12 protein-coding genes are annotated in these 12,904 nt (G+C 70.7%); 10 read left to right on the forward strand and 2 right to left on the reverse strand.

Going from position 1 to position 12,904, the window contains the following annotated elements:
* The 5 genes from JL106_RS16990 to JL106_RS17010 form a co-directional block, all read left to right on the forward strand.
* The coding region (locus JL106_RS16990; RefSeq protein ID WP_205261951.1) for an alpha/beta fold hydrolase at window positions 1-908 on the forward strand (908 nt) is incomplete at its 5' end.
* A gap of 10 nt (window positions 909-918) precedes the next feature.
* The gene (locus JL106_RS16995) at window positions 919-2,076 is read left to right on the forward strand and encodes an ABC transporter substrate-binding protein (RefSeq protein WP_205261952.1); all 1,158 of its coding nucleotides are present in this window, start codon (window positions 919-921) and stop codon (window positions 2,074-2,076) included.
* Entirely contained in the window at window positions 2,073-2,927 is an 855-nt protein-coding gene (locus tag JL106_RS17000; protein WP_205261953.1) for an ABC transporter permease, read from the forward strand. The genes JL106_RS16995 and JL106_RS17000 overlap by 4 nt, the downstream gene beginning before the upstream one ends.
* Window positions 2,921-3,781 carry an ABC transporter permease gene (locus JL106_RS22215; RefSeq protein WP_205261954.1) on the forward strand — a complete coding sequence of 287 codons (861 nt, stop codon included), beginning with the start codon at window positions 2,921-2,923 and terminating at the stop codon, window positions 3,779-3,781. Before JL106_RS17000 ends, JL106_RS22215 begins: the two co-directional genes overlap by 7 nt.
* Window positions 3,778-4,578 (forward strand): ABC transporter ATP-binding protein, encoded by an 801-nt coding sequence (locus JL106_RS17010; protein WP_205261955.1) that lies wholly within the window; start codon window positions 3,778-3,780, stop codon window positions 4,576-4,578. Before JL106_RS22215 ends, JL106_RS17010 begins: the two co-directional genes overlap by 4 nt.
* Window positions 4,579-4,636: 58 nt before the next feature.
* Here the strand turns inward: JL106_RS17010 and JL106_RS17015 are convergent, their stop codons facing one another.
* The gene (locus JL106_RS17015) at window positions 4,637-5,146 is read right to left on the reverse strand and encodes a ribose-5-phosphate isomerase (RefSeq protein ID WP_205261956.1); all 510 of its coding nucleotides are present in this window, start codon (window positions 5,144-5,146) and stop codon (window positions 4,637-4,639) included.
* A gap of 109 nt (window positions 5,147-5,255) precedes the next feature.
* On the reverse strand, window positions 5,256-6,374 hold the full coding sequence (locus JL106_RS17020; RefSeq protein ID WP_205261957.1) for an alcohol dehydrogenase catalytic domain-containing protein: 1,119 nt from the start codon (window positions 6,372-6,374) through the stop codon (window positions 5,256-5,258).
* A gap of 313 nt (window positions 6,375-6,687) precedes the next feature.
* On the opposite strand from JL106_RS17020, the gene JL106_RS17025 reads away from it, so the two are divergent.
* The 5 genes from JL106_RS17025 to JL106_RS17045 all read left to right on the forward strand — a co-directional run bounded on the left by JL106_RS17025 (window position 6,688) and on the right by JL106_RS17045 (window position 12,572).
* The gene (locus JL106_RS17025; RefSeq protein WP_205261958.1) at window positions 6,688-7,482 is read left to right on the forward strand and encodes a triose-phosphate isomerase; all 795 of its coding nucleotides are present in this window, start codon (window positions 6,688-6,690) and stop codon (window positions 7,480-7,482) included.
* A gap of 377 nt (window positions 7,483-7,859) precedes the next feature.
* The gene (locus JL106_RS17030; protein WP_205261959.1) at window positions 7,860-8,540 is read left to right on the forward strand and encodes a DUF2291 family protein; all 681 of its coding nucleotides are present in this window, start codon (window positions 7,860-7,862) and stop codon (window positions 8,538-8,540) included.
* A complete protein-coding gene (locus tag JL106_RS17035) occupies window positions 8,537-10,123 on the forward strand; it encodes a sugar ABC transporter ATP-binding protein (protein ID WP_205261960.1) in 1,587 nt (528 codons plus the stop codon). Before JL106_RS17030 ends, JL106_RS17035 begins: the two co-directional genes overlap by 4 nt.
* Before the next feature lie 95 nt (window positions 10,124-10,218).
* Window positions 10,219-11,265: an ABC transporter permease gene (locus tag JL106_RS17040; RefSeq protein WP_407940192.1), complete on the forward strand. Its 1,047-nt coding sequence runs from the start codon at window positions 10,219-10,221 to the stop codon at window positions 11,263-11,265.
* A gap of 236 nt (window positions 11,266-11,501) precedes the next feature.
* Window positions 11,502-12,572, forward strand: coding sequence for a D-ribose ABC transporter substrate-binding protein (locus tag JL106_RS17045; RefSeq protein ID WP_205261962.1), 1,071 nt, complete (start codon window positions 11,502-11,504; stop codon window positions 12,570-12,572).
* The last annotated feature ends 332 nt before the right edge of the window (window positions 12,573-12,904 follow it).

Genomic DNA, 12,904 nt, shown 5'->3' on the forward strand with positions numbered 1-12,904 from the left:
GCCGGCGGGCCGCGGCGGCCGGCACGGGGCGGCCCCCCCGGCCCGCCCGGGCGACGCGACGCCCGAGCCGGGTGGCGACGTCCGACCTGCCACCCACCGCCGTCCGGCTCCGGGCGACCCCGCCGGGCGGTCCCACCGTGTTCGCCTTCGCCGGGGGCGGCACCTCCGCGCTGTCGCTGCTGCCCATCGCGCAGCGGTTGCCGGCCACGGCCGGGGTCATCGGCTTCCACGCCAGCGGCTACACCGATCGGGCGGTGCCCGACTGGTCGTTGCGCCGGGTGGTCGACCGGCACCTCGAGGTGCTCCGCGCCCAGCAGCGGCACGGCCCGTACCTCCTGATCGGCCACTCGTACGGCGGCCTGCTCGCGCTGGAGACGGCCCGGCGGCTGGCCGACGCGGGAGAGTCCGTGCCGGCGGTGGTCCTGCTGGACACCAATCTGCCGCCCGCGCTGGTGGCCCGCGGCCGCCAGGCGGTGGGCAGCGAGGTGCCCGAACCGACGCCCGAACCGGCGCCCGGGGCCGCCGCGCGATGGCTGATGCACGCCCGTCTGGTCGGTGCCGGGTTGGTCCGGTACCGGCCCGAGGTGCGTGACGCGGTCTTCTGGGAGCAGAGCCTGCGCCTGATCAACCGGCACACCCTCACCACCTGGGGCGGCCGGACCGTGGTCATCACCGTGCCGGAGAACCCGGACGACCCGCGCTGGTGGTCACTCGTGCTCACCGGCGAGCACGAGATCGTCCGGATCCCCGGAGGCCACAACTCGATGCTGCGCGAGCCCTTCCACGAACCGGTCGTCGCGCGGATCACCGACGAGATGGTCGCCCTCTGGGGCGTTCCGGACACGCTGAGTGCCGGTAGGCTCGAGCAGACGCCCGGATCCGGCCAGGAGTTCCCCCCGCTCGGGTGATCTGCCCGACATGTCCTCGCTGATGGTGACCATCGGTGCTTTAAGGTCAGCCTCACCTAATCTTCATCGGGCGGCAGTGGCCGCCTTCGAGCACTCGGGACCGAACATGTCAGTTCTCCGGCGCCGGTTCACGGCTGCCCTGGCCGTGACGGCGGCCCTCACCCTCACCCTGGCCGGCTGCGGCTCATCGAGCGGCTCATCGAGCGGCTCGTCGAGCGGGTCCTCCTCGTCCGGCTCCGAGCCGGTCACCAGCGCGGCGCCCGCCACCGGCGGCTCGTCCGACGCGGCACCGTCCGGCGCGACCCAGGCGCTGTCCGTCTCGGTCATCCCGATCATCGAGGCCGCTCCGGTCTACATCGCCCAGGAGCAGGGCTTCTTCGCCGAGGAGGGCCTCGACGTCACCGTCGAGACGGCCCGGACCAGCTCGACGATCGTGCCTGCGGTGACCAGCGGCCAGTTCGACATCGGGTTCAGCAATGTGGTCACCCTGCTGCTGGCCAGCGGCCAGGGGCTGCCGGTGCAGGCGGTCGCCCCCGCCTCGGCGCCCACGGCCGGGGGTGACGTCGACTTCTGCGCCATCATCGCCCGCGACCCGGCCATCGCCACGGCCGCCGACCTGGCCGGTAAGAAGATCGGCGTGAACGCGCTCAACAACATCGCCATGGTCGTCACCAAGGCGTCCATCGCCGCCGCCGGCGGTGACCCGGACTCGGTGGAGTTCGTCGAGATCGGCTTCGGCGACCAGGCCGCGGCGATCGAGCGCGGCGACATCGACGCCGGTCTGATCGTCGATCCGTACCTGGCCACGGCGCTGGACGGTGGTGCGCACGCGGTGACGTACCCGTACCAGGACGTCGATCCGGACATGACCGTCTCGACCTACTTCGCCACCGCCGACACCCTGGCGGCCAAGCCTGACGCAGTGGCCGGGTTCGTGCGGGCACTGGCGAAGGCCGACGCGCTGGCCGAGCAGGACCCGCAGGCGGTGCTCGACGTCCTGCCCTCGTTCACCAGCATCGACCCGGCCCTGTTCGGCCAGCTGGAGCTGCCCAGCTTCCCGACCGAGATCGACGTCGACTCGGTGCGCACCATGGGCGACCTGCTCGTGCAGGACGGTCTGCTGCCGAGCGCTCCCGACCCGGATGCCGTGATCTGGTCCGGTCTGTGACTGCGTCGCCCACCGTCCGCACCGATCCGGCCGTCGATCCCGGACCGGCCGTGCCGGCCGGAGCCGGCGGCCCGGCCCGGTGGCGCTGGGCGGTGGGCGGCACCCTGGTGGTGCTGGCCCTGGCCGAACTGCTGCCGCGGACCGGTGTGCTGCCGTCGGCACACCTGCCGCCGCTCAGTGCGGTCGTCGAGGCGCTCGTCGAGCAGCTCGGCCGCCCGTCGTTCTGGACGGCGACCGGGCAGACGATGCTCGGCTGGCTGGTCGGCGGGGCGGCCGCCGTGCTGGCCGGCACCGTCGCCGGCTTCCTGCTCGGCGTCGTCCCGGCGGTGCGGCGGGCCACCGCGTCGACCCTGGACTTCCTGCGCCCGGTCCCGGCCGTCGCCCTGGTACCGGTGGCCATCCTGCTGTTCGGCACCCAGCTCGAGTCCAAGGTCCTGCTGGTGGTGTGGGCGGCGATCTGGCCGGTGCTCATGCAGGTCGTCGCGGGGCTGGCCGAGGTCGATCCGGTGGCCCGGGAGACCGCGGCCGCGCTGCACCTGTCGCCGGCCCAGCGGCTGCGTCACCTCATCGCGCCCTCGGTCCTGCCGGCCTGGTGGACCGGGTTGCGGCTGAGCGTGTCGGTGGCCCTGGTCATGACGGTGGCCGCCGAGCTGATCATCGGCAATGCGGGGCTGGGCAAGGCGGTGGCGCTGGCCCAGGACGGTGGTGTGGTCCCGCAGATGTACGCGCTCATCGCCGTCACCGGCGTGCTCGGAGTGATCGCGGACGTGCTGGTCCGGGCGGCCGAACGCCGGCTCATGCCGTGGCACGTCAGTCACCGAGCCGGGATCGGCCGGGGGGCGTCGTGGTGATCCGTGAGCTGCCGTCCGCCGCGACGGACCTCACCGAGGGTCCGGCGTCGGACGCGCCGCCGCGCACCGTCGGTCGCCGTCGGCTGCGGCGCGCGGTCGTCGGCACGGCCCTCTTCGCCGGGCTGCCGGCCGCGCTGTTCGCTCTGTGGTGGGCGCTCAGCGCCGGCAGCACCAGCTTCTTCTTCCCCCCGCTGAGCCGGATCGTCGACACCTTCGGGACCACCTGGACGCCGACCCGGATCGGTCAGGACGTGCTGCCCAGCCTGGTCCGGCTGCTCGCCGGCTTCGCCCTGGCCGGGGTGGTCGGGATCGCCCTGGGCGTGCTCATCGGGAGCGTGCCCCGGCTGGCCTGGGCCCTCGGGCCGACCCTGGCCTTCCTGCGGGCGGTCCCGCCGCCGTTGCTGGTGCCGGCCATCATGCTGGTGCTCGGCATCGGCGACGGCATGCGGATCACCGTGGTCGCGGTCGGCTGCGTGTGGCCGGTGCTGCTGAACACCGTCGACGGGGTCCGGTCCATCGACCCACTGGCCCGGGACACGGTGGCCGGCCTGCACCTGTCCGCGGTGCAGCGGCTGCGGCACCTGGTGCTGCCGGCGGCCGGGCCGCGGATCGCCGCCGGCCTGGAGCAGGCGCTGTCGCTGGCCCTGGTGATGGTGGTGATCAGCGAGATGTTCGCCGCCCGGGACGGTCTCGGCCGATCGATCCTCGTCTTCTCGCAGACCTTCGCCATCCCGGCCATGTGGTCCGGCATCCTGCTGCTCGGCGTGCTGGGCATCCTGCTGGCCTTCGGGTTCCGCGCCGTGCAGCGGTGGGCGCTGGCCTGGTGGTTCGGCGCCACGGGAGCCGTCCGGTGAGCGCGGAACCACGGCCGCCGACGGCATCCGGGCTCAGTCTGGACGGCGTCGGGCACGACTACCTGCGGGACGGCCGGCCGGTGCCCGCACTGGCCCCGGTCAGCCTGGACATCCCCGCCGGGCAGTTCGCCTGCGTCATCGGGCCGTCCGGCTCCGGCAAGACGACGCTGGTCCGGGCGATGGCGGGGCTGCTCCGGCCGAGTCGCGGCACCGTCCGGGTGGGCGGCGCTCCGGTCACCGGTCCGCCCACCGGGCTCGCCATGGTGCACCAGGAGTACGGCCGGAGCCTGTTCCCGTGGAAGACGGTGCGGGACAACGTGGATCTGGCCCTGCTGAATTCGGGCCGGGGGCAGCGCGACCGCCGCGCGGCGGTCACCGAGGCGCTGCACCTGGTGGGCCTGCCGGACGTCGAACGGGCGTACCCGTGGCAGCTCTCCGGTGGCATGCAGCAGCGGGTGGCCATCGCCCGCGCGGTGGTGGCCCAGCCGCGGATCCTGCTGATGGACGAGCCGTTCGCCGCGGTGGACGCGCAGACCCGGGCCGATCTCGAGGATCTCGTGCGGGACCTGTGGCACCGGCTGCCGCTGACGGTGGTGTTCGTGACCCACGACATCGACGAGTCCGTCTACCTGGGTCAGCGGGTGGTGGTGCTGGGCCGGCCTCCGGCCGGGGTGCGGGCCGACGTGCCGGTGCCGCTGCCGGATCGCCGGGACCAGGTGACCACCCGCGCCGCGGTGGAGTTCACCGATCTGCGGGCCGAGCTGTACGGCCAGATCGCGGCCGCGAAGCTGGGCTGAGACAGCGGATCCCCCGGAGGTCACCGGTCCGGGGGATCCGCAGGGATTGCTCGAGGCGTCAGCAGGCGCTGACGGCGGCCTCCGCCTGGTCTGCGTCGGCTCCGCGGGCGGCGTCGTAGGCGTTGATGGCGTTGACCTTCTCGGCCGAGGCCGAGCTCTCGTCGAAGGTGTGCAGCAGCCACTCCTTGACGAGCTTGCGGGCCAGCTCCAGGCCGATGACGCGCTCGCCCATGCACAGCACCTGGGCGTTGTTCGACAGCACCGACCGCTCGACCGAGAAGGCGTCGTGCGCGGTGACGGCGCGGATGCCCGGCACCTTGTTGGCGCTGATGGCGACCCCGAGACCGGTGCCGCAGATGAGCAGGCCACGGTCGGCCCTGCCCTCGCGGATGAGCCGGCCCGCGGCCACGGCCACGTGCGGGTAGTGGGTGTCCTCGTCGCCGTTCACGCCGACGTCGATGACTTCGGCGACCCGCGGGTGGGCCTGCAGATCGGCCTTGAGCCTGTCCTTGTACCGGACACCGGCATCGTCGCTGCCCACGACGATGCGGAGCTGACCTTCGCTCATCTTCCTCAGATCTCCTTGCTCATCCTGGTGCTCACGGTGGTGCTGGTGCCGGTCGAGGTGGAGGTTCAGCCGATCCGGCGGGGTTGCGCGACGTCGGTCGGGCCCGGCCTCAGCCGGGGAGCAGCGACACCTTGATCGAGGACTTGCCGTCGGCGACCAGGTCCAGGCCCTCCTGGAACCGCGAGATCGGCAGCTGGTGGGTGCAGATCTCGTCGAGCGGGAGTTTCCCGGACTCGATCATGCGGATGGCGGCCGGCCAGCAGTTCGGGCCCAGGTGGGCGCCCAGGACGTTGAGCTCCTTGTCGTCGCTGATGATGCTCCAGTCGACGGTGACGTCCGAGCCGAAGACGCTGTACTCGACGTACGTCCCGAGCTTGCGCAGCAGGTTGAGGCCCTGCTTGACGGCCGACGGGTGACCGGTGCCCTCGAGGTAGACGTCGGCGCCGTAGCCGTCGGTCATGTCCTTGATGATCTGCACCGCGTCCTGCTCGGCGATGTTGATCGTGTGGGTGGCGCCGCACTTGCGGGCCAGTTCAAGCTTGGCCGGGGCCATGTCCAGCGCGATCACCGCAGCCGGGTTCTTGGCCGCGGCACCGGCGATCATGCCCAGGCCGATCGGGCCGGCACCGGCGACCACGACGACGTCCTCGAACTTGATGTTGCCGCGTTCGACGGCGTGCAGGGCGCAGGACAGCGGCTCGGCGAACGCGGCGTGCGCCGGCGGGATGTCCTTGCTGATCTTGTGAACCCGCGCCTCCTTCGGGAACACCATGTACTCGGCCATGGCGCCGGGGGTCTTGCGCTTGAACCCGAACATGATGTGCGGCCCGCACATCCAGTACTCGCCACGCAGGCAGTACCGGCACTCGCCGCACGGCACGATCTGCTCGGCCACGACGCGGTCACCGGCCTGGACGTTCCAGCGGCCCGAGGCCTCGTCGTCGATCTCGACGATGATGCCGACGAACTCATGACCCGGGGTCACCTCGGTCTCCGTCCAGGCCGGACGGTTCTCGTCGCCCCAGAACTTGGCGGCACCGTGGTAGGCCTTGAGATCGGACGCGCAGATGCCGACCGCCTCGACCTTCACCAGCGCCTCGCCCGCGCCGGCGCGCGGCACGGCGACCGTCTCGAGCTGGTAGTTCTCCGGACCGTGCACGATCACGGCCTGCATCTCGGTGGGCAGGTCGGAGGCGGAAGCACCCGGTGCCGTTGCGATCTCAGCCATTGAGTTCTCCTTCTCGAGCAGCCGTGGCAGCTGGCTGCGGACGCTGTCAAGACAGTACGTCGCTGCGAGGCAGATGCGACTTGCGTCACACCGCCCGATGCGGTGCACTGGTCGGGTCGGACGCCGCTGCAACCAGTCGGCGGGCACGACGACCTCGGGTGCCGGTTCGATCGGGCCCCGGGCGCAGCTCGCGGGGGCGAGCCGATCGACTACGGTCCGATCTGACGAAATCCTGAAGTTCTGTCGATCCGGGATGTTCGTCTGACGCTCTCGGATCAACCAGGGCATTGAACCAGATCGGACGCGTGAGCGCATGGGATCCCCGCAGACGTGGGTCGGCACCAGCTGGAAGATGAACAAGACCCTCGCCGAGGCGCGGACCTTCGTCGACGTGGTGACCGCGTCGCCGCCGCCGGCGGGACTGCAGCCGTTCGTGCTGCCCCCGCACACCGCCCTCGCCGCGGTCAGGGACCGCCTGCCGGACAACTCGCCGTACCTGCTCGGCGCCCAGAACGCCCACTGGGGACCGGAAGGTGCTGGTACGGGTGAGATCTCGATGCGGATGGCCAAGGACGCCGGGGCCCGCCTCATCGAGATGGGGCACTCGGAACGGCGCGAGTCGTTCGGCGAGACCGACGAGACGGTGGCCCTCAAGGCCGCCGCTGCTCTCGACCACGACCTGGTGCCGCTCATCTGCGTCGGTGAGCCGCGGTCGGTGCGGGAGGCGGGCGAGGCGCCGACGTTCATCGCGGCCCAGGTCCGGGCTGCACTGTCGCGGGTGGCGGCCGAGCGGATCGGGCAGGTCATCGTGGCCTACGAACCGATCTGGGCGATCGGGACGGCGGGTCAGCCGGCCACGCCGGAGCAGATCGCACCGGTCATGGCGGTCATTGCCGAGACGGTGGACGGTCACGGCCGCGGGTCCGCGGCGCTGGCGCTGCTGTACGGCGGCGGGGTCAACGCCGACAACGCCGCAGCGATCCTCGGCGATCCGCACACCGACGGGCTGTTCGTGGGGCGGGCCGGATGGTCGCCCGAGGGGTTCCTGCGGCTGCTGGACCTGGCCGCGGCGGCGACCGGCGCCGGCAGTTCTTTCGTCACGAACTGAACAGATCCGACCGGGGCGATCCGGAGCTGTCACGGTTCGATCACGTCTGGACGTGACAGTGAAGGATTGTGCTCAGTCTGAACGGGGGATCGGTCATACCCGTTCGGGCGAATGCACTGCCCAGACGCCACGCTGAGTCCTCTCCCAGCGGGGTAGATGTGTCACGATTCGACCGTTCGGCGCTGCGGTGGCGGTCGGCCAGCGATCGACGGCCGACCAGTTCGGCCCCACGACCTGAGCGAGTTCTTGCAGTCTGTGTTGCACTGATGTCGGATTGAGCGTAATTTCTCGGCGCTGGGTTGCTGTGACCGGAGCCACACCGTGGGGTGGGCCGTCGCCGCGCTCGGACCAGCCTGCCTTCTCAAGGAGCCGTCTCGATGAAGAGCCCAAGTCGTTCGTCCGGTCGCGTGCGCAACCGCCTCATCGCGGCCGGTGCGATCGTCGTGCTGGTCGTGGCCATGCTGCTGTGCACCCGGTTCGAGACCCCGGAGTCGCTGGCGAACATCGGCCCCGAGCAGTTCAACGCCACCACCGAGGCCACGGAGCTGTTCGACCGGGCCAAGGCGGAGCTGCCGGAGGCGGCCGACCCGCTGGACGAGGTGCTGCCGGCGGCCCAGGCCAGCATCGCCGCGGCCGCCGAGCAGTTCGAGGCGGTGAGCCCGTCGGAGGGCTCGTACGACTTCGCGGTCACCGCCACCGGCACCGTGACCCCGGAGAGCACCGCCGAGTCGCTGCGACTCGAGGTCGAGGGCTTGTCCGGGGAGACCCCGGTCATCGTCCCGCTGACCACTGCCGTGAACGGCACCATCGTCCGCGACGCCATGGGTTTCCGCTTCGGCGACGCCCCCGGGCAGACCCAGTACCAGTACGTCGGCGACGAGATCAAGAAGCTGATCCAGACCGACGTGGTGGCGCCGCTGGGCGATCCGACCCAGCTGGTCGGCCAGACCGTCACCGTCACCGGCGTGCTGAACGTGACCGCCACCGGCGGTGGCGACACGGTCCCGGCGGCGAAGCCGGCGAACATCCAGCCCGTGGTCATCGAGGTGGCCGCATGAGCACGGCCGCCGACTCCGCGGCCGTCCTGGACGGCCCGGCCGACGGCGAGGTGGTCCTGCGCGCCGTCGACATCGCCAAGACCTACGGCGTCACCCGCGCACTCAAGGGCGTCAACTTCGACGTGCGTCGCGGCAAGGTGACCGTGCTGTTCGGCGAGAACGGCGCCGGCAAGTCGACGCTCATGAAGATCCTGTCCGGCGTGGAGACCCCGACCGGTGGGCACCTGGAGCTGGACGGCGAGGTCGTCGAGCTGAAGTCCACGAGTGACGCGGTGGACCGCGGCATCTCGATCATCCACCAGGAACTGAACCTGTGCGCCAACCTCAGCGTGCGGGACAACATCTTCCTGGGCCGCGAGCTGCGCAACGCCGCCGGCACGGTGGATTACGGCAAGGAGCGGGAGATCACCGCCCAGCTGATGGAACGCCTCGAGGAGCCCATCAAGCCGAGCACGCTGGTGCAGGACCTGCGGGTCGGCCAGCAGCAGATCATCGAGATCGCCCGCGCGCTGGCCGCGAATGCCCGCATCCTGATCATGGACGAGCCGACCTCGGCCCTGTCGGCCGCCGAGGTCGAGGTGCTGTTCAAGGTCATCCGCGAGCTCACCGCCCAGGGCGTGGCCATCGTCTACATCTCGCACCATCTCGAAGAGGCGATCGAGATCGCCGACTTCGCGGTCGTCTTCCGCGACGGTGACCTGGTCGCCACCGAACGGGCCGAGAACATCGACCTGCCGTGGGTGGTCCGCCAGATGGTCGGCCGGGACGCCGACTACGACTTCCGCAACGAGCCCCGCGACTACGGCGACGTCGCCCTGTCCATCGAGGGCGTGACCGTCGCCGACTCCGAGACCGCGCGCGTCGTCGTCAACGACGTCTCGCTCGAGGTGCGCGAGGGCGAGATCGTCTGCCTGTACGGGTTGATGGGCGCCGGGCGCACCGAACTGATGGAGGCCCTGGCCGGCCGGGACGAGTTCTCCCGCGGCCGGGTGCGGCTGCACGGCAACGACTTCACCCACAAGTCGGTGGCCGAGCGCATCGAGATGGGCGTCGGGCTGGTCCCCGAGGACCGGCAGCGCGACGGCCTGGTCCAGATGATGTCGGTGGGCCGCAACATGTCACTGTCCAGTCTGCCGTCGATGGTGAAGAACTTCTTCATCCAGGGCGGCAAGGAGCGCGAGCGCGTCGCCGCCCAGAGCAAGGACGTCCGGGTCAAGACGGCCGGCCCGAACGCCCCGATCACCTCCCTGTCCGGCGGCAACCAACAGAAGGTCGTCATCGGCAAGATGCTGCTGACCGACCCGAAGGTGCTGCTGCTCGACGAGCCGACGCGAGGCATCGACGTCGGCGCCAAGGGCGAGATCTTCGCCCTGCTGTTCCGTGAGGCCAAGCGAGGTCTGGCCGTGCTGTACGTGACCTCCGAAGCGGGCGAGGCACTGACCGCCTCCCACCGCATCGTCGTGATGAGCAAGGGCCGGTTCGTCCGCGAACTGGACCCTCGCACCACCACCCGGGACGAGCTCATGGCCGCCTCCGGTGAGCACGACAGCGACTACCACCACTCGAACGGAGCCGAGCAGTGACCGAGACGACGACCAAGCCCGCATCGGGCACGGGGAACCCCCCGGGTGGCTCCGCGAACGGCAACGGTCGCAGCAGCCGGTTCAACCTCAACTCGGTGCTGGTCGAGGGCCGGGCCCTCATCGCGCTCATCGTCATCGTGGCGTTCTTCGCCATCATGAGCGAGAACTACCTGACCGGCGGCAACCTCACTTCGATCATCAAGCAGGTCGCCTTCAACGCGATCATCGCGCTGGGCATGCTGCTGGTCATCCTCAACGGCGGCATCGACCTGTCGGTCGGCTCCACGGTGGGGCTCACCGGCGCCGTGGCCGGCAACCTGTTCCGCGGCCTGCACGTGCCGTTCACCGACGCCATCCTGTTCCCGCAGGTGTGGGTGATCGTGATCGTGTCGGTGCTGGTGGGCATGCTCGTCGGGTACGTGAACGGGTTGTTGATCGCCAGACTCAACCTGGCACCGTTCATCGTCACCCTCGGCATGCTCTACGTGGCCCGTGGTCTGACCCAGGTGTTCCTGAACGGCCAGAACATCACCGCGGAGCTGCGCGGTCAGGAGGAGCTGGGCAACACCGGCTTCTTCGGGGTGTTCGCCTCCAGCCCGCTGGGCATCCCGATCTCCGCCTGGGTGATGGTCGTCCTGGCGGTCATCTTCTCGATCCTGCTGACCCGCACCCCGTTCGGGCGCTGGCTGTACGCCACCGGTTCGAACACCCGCGCGGCCCAGCTGTCCGGCGTGCCGGTCAAGAAGGTCGAGACCCGCATCTACGTGCTGTCCGGCATGTGCGCGGCGCTGGTCGGCATCCTGCAGATCGCCAACATCAGCTCCTCGACCGCCGATCTCGGCCAGTTCTACGAGTTGAACGCGATCGCCGCGGTGGTCATCGGTGGCGCCGCCCTCTCCGGCGGGCGTGGCACCGTGCGCGGCACCATCATCGGTGCCCTGGTCATCGGCTTCCTGGCCAACGGTCTGGTCATCATCGGTGTCTCGCCGTTCTGGCAGCAGGTGGTCACCGGCGCCGTGATCATCCTGGCCGTGGCGGTCGACTCCATCCAGCAGATCGCGCAGCGCCGGCGGAACGCCCGTCGCGCCGTGGCGAACCTGCGTCAGAGCACCCGGTCGACGCCGCCTCCGGCGGCGGCCTGACCGGACCGTCGCGCCGCGCGGATCCGGCCCGACCACTGCGGTCGGACCGGGTCCGGGTGGCCCGGCACTCGGTGCACGTGGCTCCACGTGCACCGGCCCGGCCGCGTTCGCGCCCGGGGTGATCAGCACCGCCCCGCAGTACCGCAGTGCCTGCTCCAACGGTAGTGCGAGGGACAGCGAAGTACCCAGCAGTGCCGGCGCTCCAGTGCTGGAGCGCCCATCCAGGAAGGAATCCGATGTTCTCCAAGAAACTCTCGCGGGTCGCGATCGCGGGCATCGGCGTCGCCCTCATGGGCGTCGCGGCGTGCGGCGGCAGTGACTCCGGCAGCTCGACCAGCTCGAGCAGCAGCGCGACCGGTGGCGACACCTCCAGCGAGTCGTCGGCGGCCACCAGCTCGTCGGCCAGCAGCTCGGCCTCGACCGGCACCGGCGGCGAGGGCGGCACCATCGCCATCATCACGGTCGACCCGTCGAACCCGTACTGGAAGGCGGAGGTCGACACCGCGGTGGCCAAGGCCACCGAGCTCGGGTACACCACCACCACCTCGGCGCACAAGAACGACCCGGACGAGCAGCAGCGTCTGATGGAGACCGCCATCAATGCCAAGGTCTCGGGCATCCTGCTCGACCCGGCCGGGGCCGAGGAGAGCATCGCGATCGTGCAGCGGGCCACCGATGCCGGCATCCCGGTCGCGCTGGTCAACGCCGAGATCAACGAGACGGGCATCGCGGTCGCCCAGATCGTGTCCAACAACGCCCAGGGCGCCACCATCGGCGCCGAGGCGTGGTCGGAGGCCATGAACTACACCGGCACCTACGTCGAGCTGTTCGGCAACCCGAGCGACAACAACGCCCAGGTCCGTTCCGACGGCTACGAGGCGGTCATCTCCCAGTACCCGGACCTGCAGAAGGTCGGCGAGGAGATCGCCAACTGGGACCGCCAGGAGGGCCAGGAGAAGATGGAGGCGCTGCTGTCGGCGCACCCTGACATCACCGGCGTCATCGCGGGCAACGACGAGATGGCCCTCGGCGCCATCAACGCCATCAAGGCCGCCAACAAGATCGACCAGATCAAGGTCCTCGGCTTCGACGGCAACCAGGACGCGGTGAACGCGGTCAAGGCCGGCGAGATGGTCGCCACCGTGGTCCAGCCCATCGTGGAGGGCACCAACCTGGCCGTCGAGCAGCTGGACAGCTTCATCCGCACCGGCTCCACCGGCGCCAGCGAGGAGAAGCAGGCCATCGACTGTGTCCTGATCACCACCGAGAACGCCGACACGGTCAACAACTTCGTCATCTCCTCCTGACCCGGCCGGACCCCCGTCGGGGGTCTGTCCGCCAGGACGTCGGAGACCGAAGGATGGCAGTACGACCGGTGCGCCGGCCGACCCCGCCGTGGGACGGCCGGCGCATCGCCGGTCGAGGCGTGAGCGCGAGCGGGAGATGGTGATGGGCAGCGAGGGGGAGAACGCCGTGAGCGCACAACCTCTGGGCTCGGTCTCCGCACTCACGCCGCGGGAGCGCAAGACCGAGACCCGCAAGCGGCTGATCGCCGAGGCGCTCATGGCCGGGGGCTCGGCCACCCCGCAGGACCTGGCCACCAAGTTCGGGGTCAGCGTGGTGACCATCCACCGCGACC

The organism is Nakamurella leprariae, from assembly GCF_016918035.1.
In the GTDB taxonomy this organism is placed as follows: Bacteria; Actinomycetota; Actinomycetes; order Mycobacteriales; family Nakamurellaceae; genus Nakamurella; species Nakamurella leprariae.